Here is a 19,110-nt window from a genome sequence, read left to right on the forward strand (position 1 = left end):
AGGAAACAATGCTCTACCGATCGTCCTGGATGACCGAGGAACTGGACACCTTCCGTGACCAGTTCCGCAAATTCCTCGCCAAGGACCTTTTGCCGCACGCCGAAAAGTGGCGCGAGCAGAAGCTGGTCGACCGCTCCGCCTGGCGCGCGCTCGGCGAGATGGGCGCGTTGCTGCCGAGCGTGCCCGAGGCCTACGGCGGCCTGGGCGCCAGCTTCGCCTATGATGCCGCGGTGCTCGATGATCTCGAGAGCACGGTGCCGGAGCTGACCACCGGCGTCTCCGTGCATAGCGCGATCGTCGCGCATTACATCGTCAATTACGGCTCTGAGGAGCAGAAGCTGCGCTGGCTGCCGAAGATGGCGTCGGGCGAGATGGTCGGCGCCATCGCAATGACCGAGCCCGGCACCGGCTCCGACCTGCAGGCTGTCAAGACCACGGCCAGGAAACAGGGCAATTCCTACGTCATCAACGGCCAGAAGACGTTCATCACCAACGGCCAGGCCGCCGATCTCGTCATCGTGGTGGCGCGCACCGGGGCTGCGGGCTCGAAAGGCATTTCGTTGATCGTCGTTGAAACTGCCGGCGCGGAGGGCTACCGGCGCGGGCGCAATCTCGACAAGATCGGCCTGCACGCCTCAGACACCTCGGAACTGTTCTTCGACAATGTCACGGTGCCGCCGGAAAACCTGCTCGGGGCGGAGGAGAGCAACGGCTTCGCGCAGCTGATGCAGCAATTGCCGCAGGAGCGGCTGGCGCTCGCCGTCGGCGCCGTCGCCTCGATGGAGCGCGCGGTCCGGATCACCGCCGACTACACCAAGGAACGCACCGCGTTCGGCAAGCCGCTGCTCGAATTCCAGAACACCGCCTTCAAGCTCGCCGAGCGCAAAACCGAGGCGATGATCGCCCGCGTGTTCGTCGACTGGTGCATCGAGCGCCTGGTTGCCGGCGACCTCGACACCGTGACCGCCTCGATGGCGAAATGGTGGTGCTCGCAGAAGCAGGTCGAGACCGCGGACGAATGCCTGCAGCTGCACGGCGGTTACGGCTACATGCAGGAATATCCGATCTCGCGGATGTTCATCGATGCCCGCATCCAGAAGATCTATGGCGGCACCAACGAGATCATGAAGCTCCTGATCGCGCGCTCGCTGTAAGTGACCGGGTCATTCCGGGGCACGCGGAGCGTGAACTAATGGCGCGCAATTGCGCGCCCGAGAATCTCGAGATTCCGGGTTCGATGCTGGCGCATCGCCCCGGAATGACGGAGCCCGTCAGTGCAACGGAATCCGCCCGCTCTGCACAAATCGGCGGCCACGCGCCGCTGCCCTTTCCCTGCCGCATGGCTCGATGCCGCCACCGCGTCCCGCGGCGGTTTCGGCCTTGCGCCATATTGCCGTCTATCATACCCCCGTCGGACCATTTTCCGCGCAAGCCTCGCGCGCGCGCCAATGCCTGCAGGGAGCCCTCATGACCAAAAGCAATGCCCGCACCGGAGGCCAGATCCTGATCGACCAGCTGGTCGCGCAAGGGGTGGAGCGCGTCACCTGCGTGCCGGGCGAGAGCTATCTGGCGGCGCTCGACGCCCTGCATGACAGCCCGATCGACGTCGTGATCTGCCGCGCCGAGGGCGGGGCCGCGATGATGGCGGAGGCCTATGGCAAGCTGACCGGGCGGCCCGGCATCTGCTTCGTCACCCGCGGTCCCGGCTCGACCAATGCCGCCCACGGCGTGCACATCGCGATGCAGGATTCGACGCCGATGATCCTGTTCGTCGGCCAGGTCGACACCGGCATGCGCGAGCGCGAGGCGTTCCAGGAACTCGATTACAAGGCGGTGTTCGGCACCATGGCGAAATGGGCGGTCGAGATCGACCGTCCGGACCGCATTCCGGAGCTGGTCGCGCGCGCCTTCCGCGTCGCGCTGCAGGGCCGCCCCGGGCCGGTGGTGATCTCGCTGCCGGAGAACATGCTCACGGAGACCGCGGCGGTCGCCGACGCGCCGAAGGTCGAGCCTGCGGTGACCTGGCCGGCGCCCTCGGATCTCGAACGTCTCGGCACGATGCTCGCCGGCGCCAAGGCCCCGATCGTGGTGCTCGGCGGCTCGGCCTGGACCGCAGAGGCGGCCAAGGGCATTGCGCGCTTTGCCGAGCGGTTCGACCTGCCTGTCGCGACCTCGTTCCGCCGCGCCTCGCTGATCGACGCCGACCATTCGCATTATGCTGGTGACCTCGGCATCGGCCCGAGCCCGAAGCTGAAAGATCGCTTCACCGGCGCCGATGTGATCCTCCTGATCGGCGGCCGCATGTCGGAAATGCCGTCCTCGTCCTACACGCTGCTCGACATTCCCACACCGAGCCAGAAGCTGATCCATGTCCATCCCGGCTCCGAGGAGCTCGGCCGCGTCTACCAGCCGGCGCTGGCGATCCAGGCGACGCCTGCCGCCTTCGCCGCGGCGGTCGAGACCATGAAGCCCGCAGTTGCGCCCGCCTGGAAGGGCGAGGCGGCGAAGGCGCACGCGGATTATCTCGCCTGGACCGACAAGCCGCGCGAGCTGCCGGGCCATTTCCAGTACGGCGAGGTCGTGACCTGGCTGCGCGATCGGCTGCCGAAGGATGCGATCGTCTGCAACGGCGCCGGCAATTACGCCGGCTGGATTCACCGCCACCATCGCTTCCACACTTTCGCAGCGCAGCTCGCGCCGACCTCGGGCTCGATGGGTTACGGCGTGCCGGCGGCTGTGATGGCCAAGCGGCAGCATCCGGATCGCGTCGTCGTCGCGTTCGCCGGCGACGGCTGCTTCCTGATGAACGGGCAGGAATTCGCCACCGCCGTGCAGTATGACGCGCCGCTGATCGTCGTCGTCATCGACAACGCGCAATACGGCACCATCCGCATGCATCAGGAGCGGGACTATCCCGGCCGCGTCGTCGGCACCCAGCTCAAGAACCCGGACTTCGCGCTCTACGCCAAGGCGTTCGGCGGCCACGGCGAACGGGTCGAGCGCACCGAGGATTTTGCGCCGGCGTTCGAGCGCGCGCTGGCCTCCGGCAAGCCGGCGATCCTGCACTGTCTGGTCGATCAGCGCGCGCTGTCGGTCGGCAAGGACTTTGTGCCCGAGCAGGCCGCGCGTTGATGGCGCAGCCAACGGGCCGTCACGTCGCGATCATCGGCGCCGGCGCCGTCGGCGTGATCAGCGCCATCGAGGCGCTGCGCTGTGGTCACCGCGTCACGCTGATCGATCCGGGCGAGCCCGGCGGTGAGCAGGCGGCGAGCTATGGCAATGCCGGCTGGCTGTCGTCGCATTCGGTGATCCCGCCGGCCGAACCCGGCACCTGGAAGAAGGTGCCGGGCTATCTGATGGATCCGCTCGGGCCGTTGTCGATCCGCTGGTCGTATCTGCCGAAGGCGTTGCCGTGGCTGATCAAGTACTTGTTGTCGAGCCGGACCGAGGCGCAGGTCGAGGCCACTGCGCGGGCGATGCGCGATCTCTTGAAAGACGCGCCGCTGCTGCACCGGCAGCTCGCCGAGGAAGCCGGCGTGCCCGAACTGATCGAGCGGCGCGGGGTGATGCATGTGTTTCCCTCGCGCGAACCGTTCGACCGCGACCTCGGCTGGCGCATCCGCAAGCGTGTCGGCATCGAATGGCTCGAGCTCGATGAAGACGAGATGCGCCAGCGCGAGCCTGACCTGCATCCGCGCTACAAGTTCGGCGTCGTGGTCGAGGAGGCCGGCCGTTGCCGCGATCCCGGCGCTTATGTCGCAGCGCTCGCCGCGCATGCCATTGCGAACGGCGCCGAGCGCGTCGCCGCCAAGGCGGTCGGTCTCAGACTTGCGGGCGACCGGCTCGCCGCCGTGGTTACCACGACCGGCGAGATTGCCTGCGACGCCGCGGTGGTCGCCGCCGGCGCGCGCTCCAGGCAACTGACCGCGTCGATCGGCGATTCGCTTCCGCTGGAGACCGAGCGCGGCTATCACGTCATGATCGAGAATCCCGAATCCGGACCGCGCAATTCGATGATGGCCTCGGACGCCAAGATGGTCGTCAACTGGACCGACAAGGGCCTGCGCGCCGCAGGTACGGTGGAGATCGCGGGGCTCGACGCCGCGCCGAACTGGAAGCGCGCCGAGATCCTGCGCGAGCATCTCTTCAGCATGTTTCCGAAACTGCCGAAGGATATTCCGGCGTCGCGGATCAAGACGTGGTTCGGCCATCGCCCAAGCATGCCGGACGGGCGACCGTGCATCGGCCATAGCAGCGCCACGCGTGACGTGGTCTACGCTTTCGGCCACGGCCATGTCGGCCTGGTCGGCTCGGCCCGTACCGGCCGGCTGGTCGCGCAATTGCTCAGCGGCAAGGCGCCGGAAATCCCGCTCGCGCCGTTTGCGCCGTCACGTTTTCTGTAGGACGCAACATCACCGGAAGGCTTCGACCGGATCGAGCCGCGCCGCGCGCCATGACGGATAGAGCGTGGCAAGCAACGACAGCGTCAGCGCCATGATCACGACTGCTGCGGTCTGCGCGATGTCGACCTCCGCCGGCAGCTCGGACAGGAAATAGAGCTCGGGCGGGAACAGTTGGATGCCGGTCAGCCATGACAGGAATTGGCGGATCGCTTCGACATGGCGGCATACGAAAAGGCCGACCGCGAAGCCGACCAGCGTCCCCACCACGCCGATCGAGGCTCCGGTGATCAGGAAGATCCGCATGATCGCGCCCTGAGAGGCGCCCATCGTCCGCAGGATCGCGATGTCGCTGCCCTTGTCCTTCACCAGCATGATCAGCCCGGACACGATGTTGAGCGCCGCCACCAGCACGATCATGGTCAGGATCACGAACATCACGTTGCGCTGGACCTGAAGCAGGCCAAAGAAGGTCGTGTTGCGCTGACGCCAATCCACCAGGAAGACCGGCCGCTCGGCCGCTTCCGTCACCGTCTTGCGAAACTGGTCGACCCGATCGGGATCGGTGGTGAAAACCTCGATCCCGGTGACGTTCTTGCCGCGGTTGAAATAGGCCTGCGCTTCGATGATCGGCATGAAGATCAGGCCAGAGTCATACTCGGACATGCCGATCTCGAACACGGCCGATATCGGGTACTTTTTGATCCGCGGCATGATGCCCATCGGCGTGGTCGCGCCGCGCTGCGCGACCAGCGTGATGCCGTCGCCGACATGCGCCGAGAGTTGATCGGCGAGCCGGCGGCCGATGACGATCCCCTGGCCCTCGTCAAAATGCTCGATCGATCCCTTGATGGTGTTGCTGACCGAGGGCAGGCGGGAGAGGTCGGCGGCGCGAATACCGCGCACGAGAACACCGGAGGCGTTGGACGACGATGCCAGTGCCATGCCGTCGACCACGGGGACAGCGAGGCGGATGCCCTGCAACTGGCTGATCCGCTCGGCAACGTCCTGCCAGTCGGTCAGGGGCCTTTCCACCGGCTGAATCAGAATATCGCCGTTGAGGCCGAGGATCTTGCCCAGCAGCTCCTTGCGAAAACCGTTCATGACGGCCATGACGATGATCAAGGTGGCGACGCCAAGCATGATGCCCAGAAACGAGAACCCGGCGATCACAGAGATAAAGCCTTCCCTGCGCCGCGCCCGCAGGTAGCGCGCGGACAGCATCCATTCGAACGGTGCGAAGGGCGCAGTTTGCGATGGCTCTGCCAAAGTCCTGCTCATTGACCGGAGGGACCGGCATTCTGTCTGCTTGCCGGGGGATTCGCCAGCGCTCCTGCCGCCGCCTCAGCTCTTGCCGGCCCAGGTGGTGATCGCCGCCGGTGCGATCACACGCCTTGGGGTGTGCGGGTTGATCGTTCCGGCGCTGACGTCCTGCGCCTGATCGAGCAGGGTGCGCGCGAATGCCTTGGCGTCCAGCTCGCTCGCGAAGGTGCGGGTCTGGCGTGGGAAGCGGTGGTGTCCGGCGTCGGAATTTCTCACCGCGAACGAGACGTACCAGATGGCCTTGTCCGTCTTCATCGCGCGTCTCTGACGGCGGTGATCCGCCTGCGCGATCGGGACGTCGTGCCCGGTGCCTGATATGCAAAAAGTGCCAAAGTGAAGGATCCTGAAATTCAACAGATGACGACTAAATGAATCTCTCGGCGGACAGGCAACACGACGGGATCGGCACACATACCGAACACTGACGGGTGTTACCTTTCAACCGGTGGATGAAGTGACAATGCGCCGCACCGACGTTGGTTCCTGCGATCCGACGCCGCGGTTTCCAGTGGAAGACGGAGCCACCATCGGCCGCCCGGCTACGCGTCCGGGAGATCGCCGAACACCTCGACCAGGCGAAAGCGTTCGCACATCAGCATCATGTCTTCGCTGAATCGTCCGAGGCGGCCGAAATAGGCGCGATGCGCATCACGCCAATAAGCCAGGCTTCCGTCGCCTTCGCCCTCGTCACGTGCGAAGCCGGCATCGACCTCGCTGAAGCGCCGATACGTCACCTCGGTGGTTTCGATCACGCAGCGGGGCTCGCCGCGACCATCGAGCACGATCCAGCGCTCCCCGGGCGCCGAGGTGTTCGGCTCGTCTTCCGTGCTGCAGGTCGCGGTCTTGACGCCGTCGGTCACGAGTTCGAGGAGTTGATCGGCGAGGGCGGGATTGTCGCCGAAAGCGAACGCGCGGAGGTGCTGGTACCGTTCGGGGATCGGCTTTGCCATGGGGACAGCGTAGCCGGCCCGGACCGGCGCGCAAGCGTTGCGCGGGACGAACGTCTCTGGCCCGGGCACTGTCAGCTTCGCAACGCAAGAACACGCAGAAGAATGGCGCGGCCGCCACGCGACAGGCGATCGTGAAACAATTCGGAGAGCCGGTCTCCTCGCTTCCGCAGCGAGAGCCGCCTCCGCAACTCGTGGGCGCGAGGCAGCGAGCAAAAGAGAAAGTCCCGGCGGAGCTGGCGAAGGCGCTCGCCATAGCCTCTCACATCGGTGCTCGCATAGGCTTCCATCAAGGTGCGGATCAAATAGTCATCGCTCGGATCTGGATTGGATTCGTAGGCAACGCTCGATGATCGCATGGACACGGGTTCATCGGTCGTCGACAGGAATATGTTCATGCGGATCAGCCCATCTGATACGCCGGTCGCTTCCTTGTTGAAACTTCCGTAGTTCACAGAGGGCAAGGCGGCGAGTTGCCGGCGCAAATTTTCGAGCGTCGCCGCCGGAATCTTCACGCCGTTGCCCGCGCTGGTGTCGAGCCTGTTGGCGCGCAGCGTGGCGTACAAGTCGCCCCAGAACTTGTCCCAGGCGGCTGTGCCGGTGCGGTTAGCCGATGGATTCTTGCGCACGCTATAGGTCGTTTGAGTGAGATAGGCCGCCAATTCGCCCATGTGACGCGTAACGGTGCCATCAGGATCATAGACGTCGATCATGGCGTGGACGCATTCATGCAGCAGCAGCGCCCGATCGCCGTCATTTGCGGGCGGCGACTTCTTCTGTGTCAACAGAACCTCCGCCGTTTGATCGTAGAAAGCGAGATCCTCGGTGCCGCCCTTGACCAGGATATTGCCGGCGCGAATGTGGTCGCGAACTGTCGTCAAGTATTCGCCTTTAATGTGAATCTTATCCACGTAGAACTCGATGCCAAGCGCTACCGGGTCGCTCAGTGTATCCAGGACGTCGCCTTCGGTCAGTGGCATGACCTGCTTCCCTTGCCAGATTGAGCAATGATGGTCCGGCCAATCTCTGGTAAAAGAAAACCCTTCCTCTCAGGAGGAGGATCATCAAACTGCGCCTCTCCGATACCGCTTTTGGGCAGGCTTGGCGGCGTGCGGGGCGTGTCATTTTGATGCGGCAACCTCACCTGAGATTGCGTTTAAATGTGTCTGGCCAGGCGCACCAGGGTTCAAATTGTATGCTGTGCCGTCGTATGAACGTTACCTTTCACAATCACTGAGGACACCGTCATGCCGGAGAAGTCTGCAAAAGGCATCGATCGCCGCGATCTGATAATGGCATCCATTGTCACGGTCGGCTCCGCCGTCGCCGTCAACGCCGGTGCCGCGAATGCCCAGGGCGCAGCGGCACCCCCTGGCAATCCGGCATCAGGAACGGTCTACACCGGTGATGTTATCGAAGGCAAAAAGGTCGTCAGTGCGCTCGACGTCAACGACCTTGAGCCCGGGAAGAAACACCGTTTGTATTTTCAGGGCGTTGAGATGCCAACCGGACAGCACTGGTATGTGTCTGTGACGGTCGCCAAGGGAGCAAAGCCGGGCAAGCGCGGCATCCTGACCAGTGGCGTGCATGGCGACGAGATGAGTTCCGTGCATACGGTCCAGACCGTGATGAACCAACTCGACCCGGCGCAGATGTCGGGCACGGTGATGGCGGTCACGGACGTGTCCCGCCCGGCCCTGGAAAGCATGCAGCGCAGATGGCCCAACCAGGGCAGAGGCATCGATCTGGTAGATATGAATCGGGAGTGGCCCGGGAACGAGAACGGCGCCACCGCACCCAGCCGACACGCCGGGCTTCTGTTCAAGCGGCTGCTGCGGCCGAACGCCGACTTCGCGATCGACTTCCACACAGGGACAACCGGATTCGAAGTTACCGCATTCAATATTGGCGGCATGGATGTGCCCGCGGTCAAGGCGATGGTTGAGCTCTATCCCGTCGGCCAGATCTTCGACAATCATGTGTATCCCGGTGTCCTGCACAACGCGTTTATGGACGTCGGCATCCCGTCCTTCACACCGGAAATCGGCGCTGCGCGCGTCCTGGACCCTGAGATGATCTCGCTCTTCGTGGAAGGCACAATGAACGTCCTCAAGCATCACGGCATCGTTGCCGGGCCAATGGGACGTACAGGCAAGGACGTGACTGTCTTTGTCGGTAACAGCGCGTACCCGATCCTGGCCACCGCGGGCGGTCTCGTTGAGCATCTGGTCAAACTCAACGGCAAGGTCGAAGCCGGACAGAAAGTTGCGATCCAGCGCAATAGCTTCGGCGAGGTGATTGCGGAGTATACAAGCGGCGTGGCCGGAGAGATAACGGGCCAGCGCAGCGATGCAATGTCCGAGCCCGGCAACCCCTTGGTATTTATCCTTTTCAACAAGCCGGGGCCAAAGGACGTTCAGGTCTATCCCGAGTAGTTGCGTCACGCGCGAAGCCGGCATCGACCTCGCTGAAGCGCCGACGTGTCACCTCGGTGGTTTCGATCACGCAGCGGGGCTCGCCGCGCCCATCGAGCACGATCCAGCGCTCCCCGGGCGCCGAGGTGCTCGCCTCGTCTTCCGTGTTGCAAGTCGCGGTCTTGACGCCGTCGATCACGAGTTCGAGGAGTTGATCGGCGAGTGTTGCGCTCAGCTGTTTTCCGAATTTGCAAACGGCAAGATGCGAATGCGCCTGCCGGTCGCCTTGAACATCGCATTGGCCACCGCTGGTCCGATCGGCGGAACGCCGGGTTCGCCGACGCCGGTTGGCGGAGCCGACTTTGACGATGTGAACTTCGACCGATGGCATTTCGTTGATTCTCAATACGTCGTAGCCGTCGAAATTGCCCTGGACGACCCGGCCCTTGTCGAGCGTGATCTGTGATTTCAGGATTGCACCAAGCCCGAATCCGATACCTCCCTCCATCTGTGCGCGAACCTGATCGGGGTTCACGGCTATGCCGCAATCGACGGCGCAGACGACGCGGTGGACCTTGGGCAGTCCCTTGTTGTCGACCGAAATCTCTGCCACTTGCGCGACATAGGAGTGGAACGACTCGGCGACGGCGACGCCGCGAAAGCGTCCCGCAGGGGGCGGGGTGTTCCAACCGGCTTTTTCGGCGGCAAGCTGCAGGACCGCCGCGTGCCGCGGCTTGTCCTTCAATATGGCCAGCCGAAACTCCACCGGATCCTTGCCGACTGCATGCGCGATCTCGTCGATGAAGGCCTCGAGCGCGTACGCTGTGTGCGTGGATCCCACCGCGCGCCACCACAGCACGGACACCGGGGAAGTTGTTGTTGTCAGGTCGACGCGCAGATTTGGAATGGCATAAGGCTGGTTGGCCATCCCCTCCACCGATAGCACGTCCACTCCGTTCTTGACGAGACCCGCCTCCATCACCGTGCCTTTGGAGATGGACTGGCCAACGAGTGTGTCGCGAAGAGCGATCAGATTGCCGTTCTCGTCGAGCCCCGCCCTCATTTTGTGGATGAAAGCTGGACGATAGTGACCGGCGCGCATGTCATCTTCGCGGGTCCACTGAACCTTGACGGGCGCCTTCCATCCGATCGCTTTCGCCGTCGCGACCACCTCGACAATGATGTCGGAATCGACGGAAGCGCGTCGACCGAAACCGCCCCCGGTCTTCATCACGCGCAAGATCACCTTATCCGGTGCAATGCCGGCAACCTTGGCTGCAACCGCCTGATAAAGGTCGGGCATCTGATGGCCGCCCCATACTTCGAGAGTCCCATCAGGATTCATTCTTGCGGCAGCGTTGATCGGCTCCAACGGAGCATGCGCCAAGTACGGGAATTCATACTGCGATTCGATCACCTTCGTTGCTTTCACAAACGCCGTATCGACGTCGCCGACATTGGCTGCAACGACTTCGCCCCCCTTCTGGGCGGCAGCGCGATATTCTGCGGTGATCTCGCTAGAACCTCGCTTCTCGGCGTTGGTATCCTCCCACTCAACGGTGACGACCTCGCGGGCTTTCATGGCCTCCCACATTCCCGTCGCAACGACCGCGACGCCCCGCGGGATTTCGACAACGTCGACAACGCCCTTCATCGCCTTGGCTTTCGATCCCTCGAAGGATTTCAACGTCGCGCCGAAGAGCGGCGGATGGATCACCACCGCCGTGAGGATGCCAGGCTCGCGCAGGTCGATCGTGTACCGCTGCGTGCCGTTGGATTTGGGCCGGGAGTCGTATCGAGGCAGCGCTACGTTGCCGATGTATTTCCATTCGCTGGGCTGCTTCAAGGCGACGCTCGTCGGAACCGGACCACTCGCGGCACTCGCGGCCAGCGCACCATAGGTCGCCGACTTGCCGGACGCGTGGCTCACAACGCCGTTCTCCGCCTTGATCTCGGCGACCGGCACATTCCAGTGTTCCGCGGCAGCCGCGATCAGCATCGTGCGCGCGGTCGCGCCAGCACGGCGATAACGCTCCCAGGACGAGGCGGTCCCGCTGGATCCGCCGGTCATCTGAATCTTCCCGCCAAAGGGAATGTTGCCGTACAGCGCTGTATTCCCGGCCTCGCCGACAACGGTCACTTTCGACCAGTCCGCATCGAGCTCTTCCTGAACCAGAGTGGCAATGCCGTGATAGATACCTTGGCCCATGTCCATTTGCGACGAGTGGATCGTCACAGTGTCGTCTGGCGCGATCTGCACATATCCGACAAATGGGTTCGCGCCCGGCTTGGCGGCATCCGGTACTGCATCAGACTTCGCCGAGAAGCCGACGACGAGGCTCGAACCGAGCGCTGTCGCCCCGATGAGGAACGAACGACGAGATGGCTCCGAGCCGGGCGGGAGCGAAGCAAGAGATGAGTCGTGCATGTCAGGCCTCCAGCAGCTTGGCGGCTTCGTGGACGGCAGCTCTAATGCGATGATAAGTGCTGCAGCGGCAGAGATTACCACTGAGCGCGTCATCGATGTCGGTGTCGGTCGGCTTCCGGTTTGCTGTCAGCAGGGCGATCGTAGCAACCACCTGACCCGACTGACAGTAACCGCACTGCGGGACGTCGAATTTGGTCCAGGTCGTCTGAACGACCTCGGCCACCTTTCCGGAGACGCCCTCGATGGTGACGATGCTTCGGCCTTCAGCATCAGCGATCGTCGTCTGGCAGGCGCGCGCGGGTTGTCCGTCGATGAGAACGGTGCAGGCCCCGCAAAGAGCCTGGCCGCAACCGTATTTGGTGCCAACCAAACCGAGATCATCTCGCAAAACCCAGAGCAGCGGCTTGCCGGCGTCGACGTCAATATCCGTCGTCTGCCCGTTCAAGGTCATTCGCATACTGACTCCTCCCGATTCATTGCCACATCAAGTCCACGTCGGCTCTGGCGCGGTCTACGGCTCCACTTGGTGCTCAACCTTAGCGAAACGCATTGGCGCCCGCGGCTGTGTCCGTGTACTCGTGGAAGGCTCCGATCTGACCGCCGCGAACGGTGAAGACGTGCGCGAAGTCGCTCTCGTAGGTGCGCCCGTTGGCCTTGACCTGCCAAACGTAATGACCGAGCACGACAACCTTGTCGCCCTGTGCAATGAATTCACGTGGCTCGAATGAACGCGCATCCTGTAGGCTGGCGAGGGTCGAAAAAAAACTCGCCGACCGCGCCGCGCCCCTGTCGCTTGCCGGCAAAAGGCACGTTCTCAATCTCTGGCAACGTCCACGTGATGTCCTCTGACATGGATTGTAACAGAGTGGGGATGTCACCTGCTTTGAAGTTGGTGTAAGCCTGCTCGACAAGCTGTCGGTTCTCATGTTCGCTCATCGCGCCCTCCTAAAGCATTTTGGGTGAAATACCGTCATTTCAAAACTTATATGCGAACCTGTCAATGCGCGGCGGTTAGCGGCCATTCCGTCTGTGTGACTTCGACGCCGCTATCATGTTGCGTTCCTATGGACGCCGGGTGCCAAGCCTAATCCTGGATTGCTCATTGCACGGACTCGAATAGCGGTTCGATTAACCGCCGGATTATCGGCAAGGCAACCGGGAGTCAGTCATCAAGGCTTACGCAATGGCATTGCTCGCAGGTGTCACCATCGGAGCCATCGCAGTCCGCAGGTTGTTCAAATTGAGGGTGGCCGCCTCCCAAGAGTGCGGCCATCGTCGAATGAGACAGCATGGATGACGCAGTAGCATTCTACAAGTCGAAGGCCTGGGCGGACCTTGTACCCCAGCGGGACAAGGCAACCGAGGTCGTACGGCGGTACATCGTCGAAACCGAACAGGAGCCTGTTGCGCGAATAACGCTGCTGATTTCCACCGGGCAACGTGCGCCCCGGTATCCGCGTGCGTAACGAGGGAGGAAATGTCGATGACATCAAACTACAAAATTGCGGTGGCTGTAATCGCCAGCTTTTTTCTGGGGGTTGGCGCGGTCAGCGTATTGCACGCGCAGGTCAGGCTACCGGCTTATGTGGTAGCTGAGATCGATGTCAAAGATCAGGATGGTTACGCCAAGGACTTTTTGCCCAAGGCGCAAGCCAACATCAAAGAACACGGCGGCAAATACCTCGCCGGCGGCCTTAACAAAGCGGTCAGCTTGGATGGATCGCCCCCACCAAATCGCGTGGTGCTCTTGCAGTTTGCCGATATGGACGCGGTCAAGGCATTCAATGTCAAACAGAGGCAGCTTGAGGCAGACGTTGGCGACAAATACGCCAGCTTCCGCGCGGTCGGGATCGAAGGCGTCGAGCAGAAGTAACAATGCGGAAGGCGGCGGGCTGCGCTAGCGGCCCGCCGTTAGTCGGCCACCTTGCGGGCCGCGGCAATGGCCTTCTCGACTTCCGCGGCGAGGGCCGCAAGATCCTCGGCAAGCTTGGCAAACAGTTCACGCTTCTGGATGTCCGTGGTCAGGTCGCGGATCAGGGCGCACTCCGCGGCGTCGGTGCGAAGTTTCTCGAGATGCGTCAGCATATCCTGCATTTTTTCTGTCCCGCTGCCGTTTTCGGCGAACGGTAGGCGGCACCGAACCCGGCGACAATAACGTGTGATAGTGCCGGGCATGGGGCCGCGCGCCGGCTGGTGCCTCCGCGAGCGGCCTCGACGACGGGCAACCCGGCATAACCTGCCCATCTCCAGCGAATGAGGGATTTCGCGGTTTCGGAAATTTTTCTTGACGCGGCCCCCAACTCAGCAGTCTAATGCCGCCGTCTCACCCGATCGAGGGGCGCTTCGCGATCGTCACGAACGCGGTGTGGGATGCGGTGGACGCCGAGCGTGTGACTGACGAGAGCACGTGAAGCGGACGGTGAAGTCGTGTGGTCCTGACGCCCTAGCGGCAGGTGTCTCGTCGCAACACGCGAAGGCGTGATGCGGGGGCGGTGACAAGCAAGCCCAGTCTCGCCGGGGAGAGCACGAAGTAAGCCGTAACCCATCGCGCAGGGAAAGCCGGGTTGTTTCCGGTTTCACCTGTGGTCCTACCCCCGAGCTTTCTACCTTTGCTCGGGGCCCATGGGTGCGATCGGCACCCGGCTTTCCCTGCGCCCTCTGCGAGAGGAGGGCGATACGAAGAGCAAGCCTCGGACAAATCATGTCGCGAGAATGCGGATGTATGACCCGGATGTCATGTGGTTCGAAGTGATGCGTGCGTCAGCGCGCCGGATCAAACAGCTTCATCGCCTCGACGACGATGATCTCGCCCGCCTCCTGCACGAAATGCCCGGCGTCTGGCAGTTCGAGCGGCGGCGGACAGTTTCGGATCACCTGCCGCAGCACGCTCATCACCGGCGGACCGAGCACAGGGTCCTTCATGCCAACCGCCATGAAGCTTTGTCCGGTCCAGCGCTGCGACCAGAAGCCCCGCGCGCGCCGCGAAAGCGCTGCGCCTCCAGCGTCCGGCCGATCGGGCACCAGATTGGGAAAGCGCCGGACGCCGGCCTTATATCGCTCGTCCGGATAGGGTGCGGCGTAGGCGGCGGCTTCCTTGTCTGCGAGACCAGGGACCGCTCGCTGCATCAGCGCCGCGATATCCATGTCCGGGCTCCGATTGGAGAAGGCCCGCCACGCGAGAAAGCCTTCGCCGAGCGGCACATCTCCGGTGCCGAGCATCGTATTCATCACAAGCAGTCGATCGAAGCGATCGCTCATGTCCATGGGGATCGTCAGTCCGATCAATCCGCCCCAGTCCTGGCACACTAGCATGATGCGGTGCAGGTCGAGCGCTTCGACCAGGGACATGACCGAGGATCGATGGAAATCGAAAGTATAGATGTCCTCGTCGACGGGCTTGTCGGAACGGCCGAAGCCGAAGAAGTCCGGCGCCACGACGCGGAACCCCGCGGCGACAAGCGCCGGGATCATTTTTCGATAGAGGTAGGTCCAGGTCGGCTGGCCGTGCAGGCAAAGCGCCACCGGCGCGGTCCTCGATCCCTCGTCGAGATAGTGCATTTGCAACGGACCGATCTGCATGTAACGCGCCGCGAAGGCAAACCCGGGCAATCCGGCGAAGCGCTCGTCCGCTGTTCGAAGCGTCTGCATGTCTCTCCCTTTTTCGATTCGTCATTCGGCTGCGCGAGGACGTCGCGCGATGTTTTCCATGCTAGTCTATCACACGACCCGACCCGGGAGAGGAAATGACTGTTATAGCGTCAATGATCGACGACACGCTTCTCGTGACCATCGATCGGCCGCCCGTCAACGCGCTCGACCTCGATGCGATTACGTCGCTCGAACAGTCGTTTGCCGCGGCTGCCGCTGACGCTCCGCCGAACGGCGTCGTGCTCACCGGCGGCGGCCAGGCATTTTCGGCGGGGGTCGATACGCGCGCGTTCGCGAGCTACGCCCGCGAGCAGCGCCATGCCATGGTGCGTGCGATCACGCGGATGCTGGCGCGCTTGCTGGCGATCCCTGTTCCCGTCGTGGCGGCAATCAATGGCCACGCGCTGGGCGGCGGCTTCGTGCTCATGCTCGGATGTGACTATCGCCTCGCGGTCGACAGCACGGCCGTAAAGCTCGGCATGACCGAGGCGCAGGCCGGCATTCCGTTCCCGTCGGGGCCCCTCGAAGTGATGCGCCATGAGCTTTCGCCGGAACTGCTGCGCCGCTTGACGCTGACGAGCGCGGTGCTCAGCCCGCGCGAATGTCTCGACCAGCGAATATTCGATGCGCTTTGCGCGGGTGCAGATCTGCAATCCAAATCGATCGCGGCCGCTAAAAGCCTCGCCGCCCAGCCAGGGTTTCGCGCAGTGAAGCGGCAAATCCGCGGCGGACTTGCCGAACGCCTCGAGGGCCTGGCCTTGACCGGGCACGACGCGTCTCTCGCTCTGTTCGGCTGATCGCGGAAACTAGAATCTGCGAGTTGTTGGCAGTTGAAGCGCACAACAGATTCATTGTCGTCCTGGCGAAAGCCAGGACCCATTACCCCGGATGCGAATTGCTGCGCGACGCTGGGGCCACGATCCATCTACCAACAAACGTCTGTGGTTATGGGTCCTGGCTTTCGCCAGGACGACGGTGAGGATGAGGTGACCGACGTGCCTCTCTCACCGTCCAATCCGCACCACCATCTTACCGAGCGCGGCGCGGGTCTGCATCGTGGTGAATGCGTCCCGAAAATCCTCAAACGCGAACACCTTGCCGACCACCGGCGTCAGTCGGCCGTTGTTCAGCCACGCCGACAATTGCGTCATCACGCGCGCCTGCGCCTCGGGCTCGCGGCGCGCGATCTGGGCGGCGTCGACGCCGATCAAGAGACCGCCTTTCAGGAGCGGCAGATTGAACGGCAGCGCGGGGATGCTGCCTGCCGCAAAGCCGACCACGACATGGCGGCCGTTCCAGGCGATCGAGCGGAACGCCTGCAGCGAGACCTCGCCGCCGACCGGATCGAAGATCACGTCGGGGCCATGGCCGCCGGTCGCGTCCTTTAGCGCGTCGCGCCAATCCGGCCGCGTGTAGTCGACGGCAGCATCGGCGCCGAAGCTTGCGGCGAAGTTGCGCTTCTCCTCGGTCGAGGCCGCGGCGACGACCCGCGCGCCGAGCAGCTTGCCGATCTGGATCGCGGCAATCCCGGTGCCGCCGGCGGCACCGAGCACCAGCAACTGCTCGCCGGATCGCAGCCGGCCGCGCTCGCCGAGCGCATAGAGCGCGGTGAGGTAGTTGGTGCGGAAGGCGGCGGCGGCCTCCATCGTCAGGCCGTCGGGCATGACCTCGACGGCGGCAGGCGGCACCACGATCTGCTCGGCCAGCGCGCCCGAGCGCGCCGCGCCCATCACCCGCATGCCCGGCGCGATGCCGGCGACGTCGCTCGCAACAGCATCGACCACGCCGGCGAATTCCGCGCCGGGCGTAAAGGGCAGGGCATCCTTGGTCTGGTAGCGGCCTTCGACCTTCAGCCCGTCGACGAAGCCGATGCTCGCGGCGTGAACCCGGACGCGGATCTCACCGGGACCAGGTTCGGGAGTGGCGATCTCTTTCAACCCGATCTGATCGATGGGCGCATATTGCTCGACGACGACCGCCTTCATCCTGTCCTGCTCATTGGTTCGTTTCCTCTGAGCCAACCTATCTCATGTCCGTTGTTCTACGGGGAGGCCTTTTCCGCATGCAGCGGCAGCGTCGCATGCGGAAAGCCAGCATCTTCAACGACATCACGAAAAGACCGGCGTTTACCCGTTGTTATCCCTACCAAATTCGGTAACGCGTCCTTAATGGCATTAACGTTAGGGTTTTTCCACGCGGCCCGCCTTGGGCTGCGCGCCGTCCAGGACAGGCGGGTTGCGTTCGCGTTGGAGTTTTTCATGGATATCATGACAGGCGCCGGGCTGTTGGCCGGCATCATCGTCATCGCGGTGATGATGTTCATGGGCGGCGACCTGCACATGTTCATCTCCGAACACGCCATGATTATCATCTTCGGCGGTTCGATCGCGGCGACGATGATCCGCTTTCCGCTCGGCGTGATGCTGCACGGCCTGCCGCTCGGCGCCAAATTTGCCTTCACCATGAGCCGGCTGTCGGCCCGCGACCTCGTCGACGAGCTCGCCCGCATCGCCGAGATCGCCCGCAAGCAGGGCCCGGTCGGCCTCGAAAAGGTCGAGACCGACGAGCCATTCCTCGCCAAGGGCATCCGCTACGTCGCCGACGGCTACGACCTCGAATTCATCCGCGACAACATGGAACGCGACCGCGACAATTTCCTGATGCACCTCGACGAGGGCAGCAAGATCTATCGCGCGATCGGCGACTGCGCGCCGGCGTTCGGCATGATCGGCACGCTGATCGGCATGGTGCAGATGTTCGCCAACATGACCGACCCCTCCAAGCTCGGCCCGTTCATGGCGACCGCGCTGCTCGCGACGCTGTACGGTGCGCTGGTCGCCAACCTGTTCTGCCTGCCAATCGCCGACAAGCTGCACGGCAAGCTGCTCGACGAGGAGACCAACCGCACGCTGATCATTGACGGCATCCTCATGATCCGCGACTCCAAGAGCCCGGCGCTGGTGCGAGAAATGCTCTTGGCCTATTTGCCAGAGAAGCATCGCAACGAGGAAGGCGAGCCGGTTCCGGCCTGATCGGCCGGCGCTTTCGGGAAACGCAGCGATGGCCAAGAAAAAGCGCGGCGACGCTCACGGTGGAGGTCACGGATGGTTCGTGACCTTCGCCGACCTGATGGGCCTGATGATGAGCTTCTTCGTGATGCTCGTCGCGTTCTCCACCATGGACAACAACAAGCTGAAGATCGTCGCAGGCTCGATGCGCGACGCCTTCGGCGTGCAGACCGATGTGCGCTATTCCGGCATCGTCGAGTCCGACGGCCTGCCGACCCGGCCGAAGCTGAAGAATGTCGAGCACATCTCGCCGGAGGAGTCCTCCGCCAATCCGACGCCGGACGAGAAGGAGCGTAGCCAGATCAACGGCGCGCGGCTTAAGATCGACCGCGAATTCGCGCTCGCCTCCGCCTCGCTGCGCCAGGCGCTGCAGGACATGCCGGAGCTGACCGAGATCTCCAAGAACATCATGTTCGAGGAGACCAAGGAGGGGTTGAACCTCGAGATCGTCGACCAGGACGGCCGCTCGATGTTCGCCGACGGTTCCAGGGAGCCCTATGAGCGCACCCGCCGGCTGATCCAGAGGCTCGCAGCTCCCTTGAAGGCGACGCCGCTGCGGGTCGCGATCGTGGGGCATACAGCCGCAGGCTTCGTGCCGGCACGCAGCGACTACGACGCCTTCGACCTGTCTGCGGACCGCGCCAATGCGGTGCGGCAGATCCTGGAGCGGGAAGGGCTGCCGCCGTCCCATATCTTCGCGGTTTCCGGCAAAGCTGACGGCCAGCCGCTGTTTCCCGACGATCCGACCTTGCCGGCCAACCGTCGCGTGACCATCACGTTGATGCGGGAAAATCCGCCGCTGCCGCCGGATCTGAAGCCGTAGCCTAGGTTACCATGCTACCGTCAAGCTCGTAATGTTGCGCGGTTGACACGCGGAGCGGA

General features: G+C 63.4%; 19 protein-coding genes and 1 pseudogene. 8 read left to right on the forward strand and 12 right to left on the reverse strand.

The window, feature by feature from the left end:
* The first annotated feature begins 8 nt into the window (after window positions 1-8).
* The 3 genes from K359_RS0106265 to K359_RS0106275 all read left to right on the forward strand — a co-directional run bounded on the left by K359_RS0106265 (window position 9) and on the right by K359_RS0106275 (window position 4,403).
* Window positions 9-1,154, forward strand: coding sequence for an acyl-CoA dehydrogenase family protein (locus tag K359_RS0106265; RefSeq protein WP_029078576.1), 1,146 nt, complete (start codon window positions 9-11; stop codon window positions 1,152-1,154).
* 313 nt (window positions 1,155-1,467) lie between these two features.
* Window positions 1,468-3,132, forward strand: coding sequence for a thiamine pyrophosphate-binding protein (locus K359_RS0106270; protein ID WP_029078577.1), 1,665 nt, complete (start codon window positions 1,468-1,470; stop codon window positions 3,130-3,132).
* Window positions 3,132-4,403 (forward strand): FAD-binding oxidoreductase, encoded by a 1,272-nt coding sequence (locus K359_RS0106275; protein WP_029078578.1) that lies wholly within the window; start codon window positions 3,132-3,134, stop codon window positions 4,401-4,403. The genes K359_RS0106270 and K359_RS0106275 overlap by 1 nt, the downstream gene beginning before the upstream one ends.
* Window positions 4,404-4,412: 9 nt before the next feature.
* On the opposite strand, the gene K359_RS0106280 is transcribed toward K359_RS0106275, so the two are convergent.
* The 4 genes from K359_RS0106280 to K359_RS0106295 all read right to left on the reverse strand — a co-directional run bounded on the left by K359_RS0106280 (window position 4,413) and on the right by K359_RS0106295 (window position 7,650).
* Complete coding sequence (locus K359_RS0106280; RefSeq protein WP_029078579.1) at window positions 4,413-5,681, reverse strand: lipoprotein-releasing ABC transporter permease subunit; 1,269 nt, start codon at window positions 5,679-5,681, stop codon at window positions 4,413-4,415.
* Window positions 5,682-5,744: 63 nt separating this feature from the next.
* Window positions 5,745-5,978 carry a hypothetical protein gene (locus K359_RS0106285; protein WP_029078580.1) on the reverse strand — a complete coding sequence of 78 codons (234 nt, stop codon included), beginning with the start codon at window positions 5,976-5,978 and terminating at the stop codon, window positions 5,745-5,747.
* Between the two features lie 284 nt (window positions 5,979-6,262).
* A complete protein-coding gene (locus K359_RS0106290) occupies window positions 6,263-6,673 on the reverse strand; it encodes an ASCH domain-containing protein (protein WP_029078581.1) in 411 nt (136 codons plus the stop codon).
* Window positions 6,674-6,744: 71 nt separating this feature from the next.
* On the reverse strand, window positions 6,745-7,650 hold the full coding sequence (locus K359_RS0106295) for a hypothetical protein (RefSeq protein WP_029078582.1): 906 nt from the start codon (window positions 7,648-7,650) through the stop codon (window positions 6,745-6,747).
* A gap of 267 nt (window positions 7,651-7,917) precedes the next feature.
* Between K359_RS0106295 and K359_RS0106300 the strand changes: the two genes are divergently transcribed.
* Window positions 7,918-9,105, forward strand: a complete 1,188-nt coding sequence (locus tag K359_RS0106300) for a succinylglutamate desuccinylase/aspartoacylase family protein (RefSeq protein ID WP_029078583.1) — start codon at window positions 7,918-7,920, stop codon at window positions 9,103-9,105.
* On the opposite strand, the gene K359_RS58620 is transcribed toward K359_RS0106300, so the two are convergent.
* The 5 genes and pseudogenes from K359_RS58620 to K359_RS63155 form a co-directional block, all read right to left on the reverse strand.
* On the reverse strand, window positions 9,062-9,319 hold the full coding sequence (locus K359_RS58620) for an ASCH domain-containing protein (protein ID WP_084518309.1): 258 nt from the start codon (window positions 9,317-9,319) through the stop codon (window positions 9,062-9,064). The genes K359_RS0106300 and K359_RS58620 overlap by 44 nt on opposite strands.
* Window positions 9,316-11,512: pseudogene (locus K359_RS51275) on the reverse strand (molybdopterin cofactor-binding domain-containing protein). Before K359_RS51275 ends, K359_RS58620 begins: the two are co-directional and overlap by 4 nt.
* 1 nt (window position 11,513) lies before the next feature.
* Window positions 11,514-11,969 (reverse strand): (2Fe-2S)-binding protein, encoded by a 456-nt coding sequence (locus tag K359_RS0106310; RefSeq protein ID WP_029078584.1) that lies wholly within the window; start codon window positions 11,967-11,969, stop codon window positions 11,514-11,516.
* 79 nt (window positions 11,970-12,048) lie between these two features.
* Entirely contained in the window at window positions 12,049-12,330 is a 282-nt protein-coding gene (locus tag K359_RS51280; RefSeq protein ID WP_245284526.1) for a nuclear transport factor 2 family protein, read from the reverse strand.
* Complete coding sequence (locus K359_RS63155; RefSeq protein ID WP_198031124.1) at window positions 12,224-12,448, reverse strand: nuclear transport factor 2 family protein; 225 nt, start codon at window positions 12,446-12,448, stop codon at window positions 12,224-12,226. Before K359_RS63155 ends, K359_RS51280 begins: the two co-directional genes overlap by 107 nt.
* Window positions 12,449-12,995: 547 nt before the next feature.
* On the opposite strand from K359_RS63155, the gene K359_RS0106325 reads away from it, so the two are divergent.
* Window positions 12,996-13,385: a DUF1330 domain-containing protein gene (locus tag K359_RS0106325; protein ID WP_165123206.1), complete on the forward strand. Its 390-nt coding sequence runs from the start codon at window positions 12,996-12,998 to the stop codon at window positions 13,383-13,385.
* 38 nt (window positions 13,386-13,423) lie between these two features.
* On the opposite strand, the gene K359_RS51285 is transcribed toward K359_RS0106325, so the two are convergent.
* Complete coding sequence (locus K359_RS51285; protein ID WP_035976211.1) at window positions 13,424-13,606, reverse strand: hypothetical protein; 183 nt, start codon at window positions 13,604-13,606, stop codon at window positions 13,424-13,426.
* Window positions 13,607-14,272: 666 nt separating this feature from the next.
* Window positions 14,273-15,160 carry a haloalkane dehalogenase gene (locus K359_RS0106340; protein WP_029078586.1) on the reverse strand — a complete coding sequence of 296 codons (888 nt, stop codon included), beginning with the start codon at window positions 15,158-15,160 and terminating at the stop codon, window positions 14,273-14,275.
* A 95-nt stretch (window positions 15,161-15,255) separates the two neighbouring features.
* Here K359_RS0106340 and K359_RS51290 point away from each other — a divergent pair, with 95 nt between their 5' ends.
* Complete coding sequence (locus K359_RS51290) at window positions 15,256-15,957, forward strand: enoyl-CoA hydratase/isomerase family protein (protein ID WP_084518290.1); 702 nt, start codon at window positions 15,256-15,258, stop codon at window positions 15,955-15,957.
* A 207-nt stretch (window positions 15,958-16,164) separates the two neighbouring features.
* Here the strand turns inward: K359_RS51290 and K359_RS0106350 are convergent, their stop codons facing one another.
* Window positions 16,165-17,145: an NADPH:quinone oxidoreductase family protein gene (locus K359_RS0106350; RefSeq protein WP_029078587.1), complete on the reverse strand. Its 981-nt coding sequence runs from the start codon at window positions 17,143-17,145 to the stop codon at window positions 16,165-16,167.
* Window positions 17,146-17,418: 273 nt separating this feature from the next.
* On the opposite strand from K359_RS0106350, the gene K359_RS0106355 reads away from it, so the two are divergent.
* The gene (locus tag K359_RS0106355; protein ID WP_029078588.1) at window positions 17,419-18,192 is read left to right on the forward strand and encodes a motility protein A; all 774 of its coding nucleotides are present in this window, start codon (window positions 17,419-17,421) and stop codon (window positions 18,190-18,192) included.
* A gap of 28 nt (window positions 18,193-18,220) precedes the next feature.
* Entirely contained in the window at window positions 18,221-19,051 is an 831-nt protein-coding gene (locus K359_RS0106360) for a flagellar motor protein MotB (protein WP_029078589.1), read from the forward strand.
* Window positions 19,052-19,110 lie beyond the last annotated feature (59 nt).

Origin of the sequence: Bradyrhizobium sp. th-b2, from assembly GCF_000426785.1 — a bacterium.
GTDB classification, from domain to species: Bacteria; Pseudomonadota; Alphaproteobacteria; order Rhizobiales; family Xanthobacteraceae; genus Bradyrhizobium; species Bradyrhizobium septentrionale.

Coding starts and splice junctions, on each gene's coding strand:
- K359_RS0106355 (WP_029078588.1), top strand. CDS start 17,419: ATGGATATCATGACAGGCGCCGGGCTGTTGGCCGGCATCATCGTCATC.
- K359_RS0106265 (WP_029078576.1), top strand. CDS start 9: ATGCTCTACCGATCGTCCTGGATGACCGAGGAACTGGACACCTTCCGT.
- K359_RS0106300 (WP_029078583.1), top strand. CDS start 7,918: ATGCCGGAGAAGTCTGCAAAAGGCATCGATCGCCGCGATCTGATAATG.
- K359_RS0106275 (WP_029078578.1), top strand. CDS start 3,132: ATGGCGCAGCCAACGGGCCGTCACGTCGCGATCATCGGCGCCGGCGCC.
- K359_RS0106360 (WP_029078589.1), top strand. CDS start 18,221: ATGGCCAAGAAAAAGCGCGGCGACGCTCACGGTGGAGGTCACGGATGG.
- K359_RS0106350 (WP_029078587.1), bottom strand. CDS start 17,145: ATGAAGGCGGTCGTCGTCGAGCAATATGCGCCCATCGATCAGATCGGG.
- K359_RS0106290 (WP_029078581.1), bottom strand. CDS start 6,673: ATGGCAAAGCCGATCCCCGAACGGTACCAGCACCTCCGCGCGTTCGCT.
- K359_RS0106325 (WP_165123206.1), top strand. CDS start 12,996: ATGACATCAAACTACAAAATTGCGGTGGCTGTAATCGCCAGCTTTTTT.
- K359_RS0106285 (WP_029078580.1), bottom strand. CDS start 5,978: ATGAAGACGGACAAGGCCATCTGGTACGTCTCGTTCGCGGTGAGAAAT.
- K359_RS0106295 (WP_029078582.1), bottom strand. CDS start 7,650: ATGCCACTGACCGAAGGCGACGTCCTGGATACACTGAGCGACCCGGTA.
- K359_RS51285 (WP_035976211.1), bottom strand. CDS start 13,606: ATGCAGGATATGCTGACGCATCTCGAGAAACTTCGCACCGACGCCGCG.
- K359_RS0106270 (WP_029078577.1), top strand. CDS start 1,468: ATGACCAAAAGCAATGCCCGCACCGGAGGCCAGATCCTGATCGACCAG.
- K359_RS51290 (WP_084518290.1), top strand. CDS start 15,256: ATGACTGTTATAGCGTCAATGATCGACGACACGCTTCTCGTGACCATC.
- K359_RS0106310 (WP_029078584.1), bottom strand. CDS start 11,969: ATGCGAATGACCTTGAACGGGCAGACGACGGATATTGACGTCGACGCC.
- K359_RS63155 (WP_198031124.1), bottom strand. CDS start 12,448: ATGAGCGAACATGAGAACCGACAGCTTGTCGAGCAGGCTTACACCAAC.
- K359_RS0106340 (WP_029078586.1), bottom strand. CDS start 15,160: ATGCAGACGCTTCGAACAGCGGACGAGCGCTTCGCCGGATTGCCCGGG.
- K359_RS0106280 (WP_029078579.1), bottom strand. CDS start 5,681: ATGAGCAGGACTTTGGCAGAGCCATCGCAAACTGCGCCCTTCGCACCG.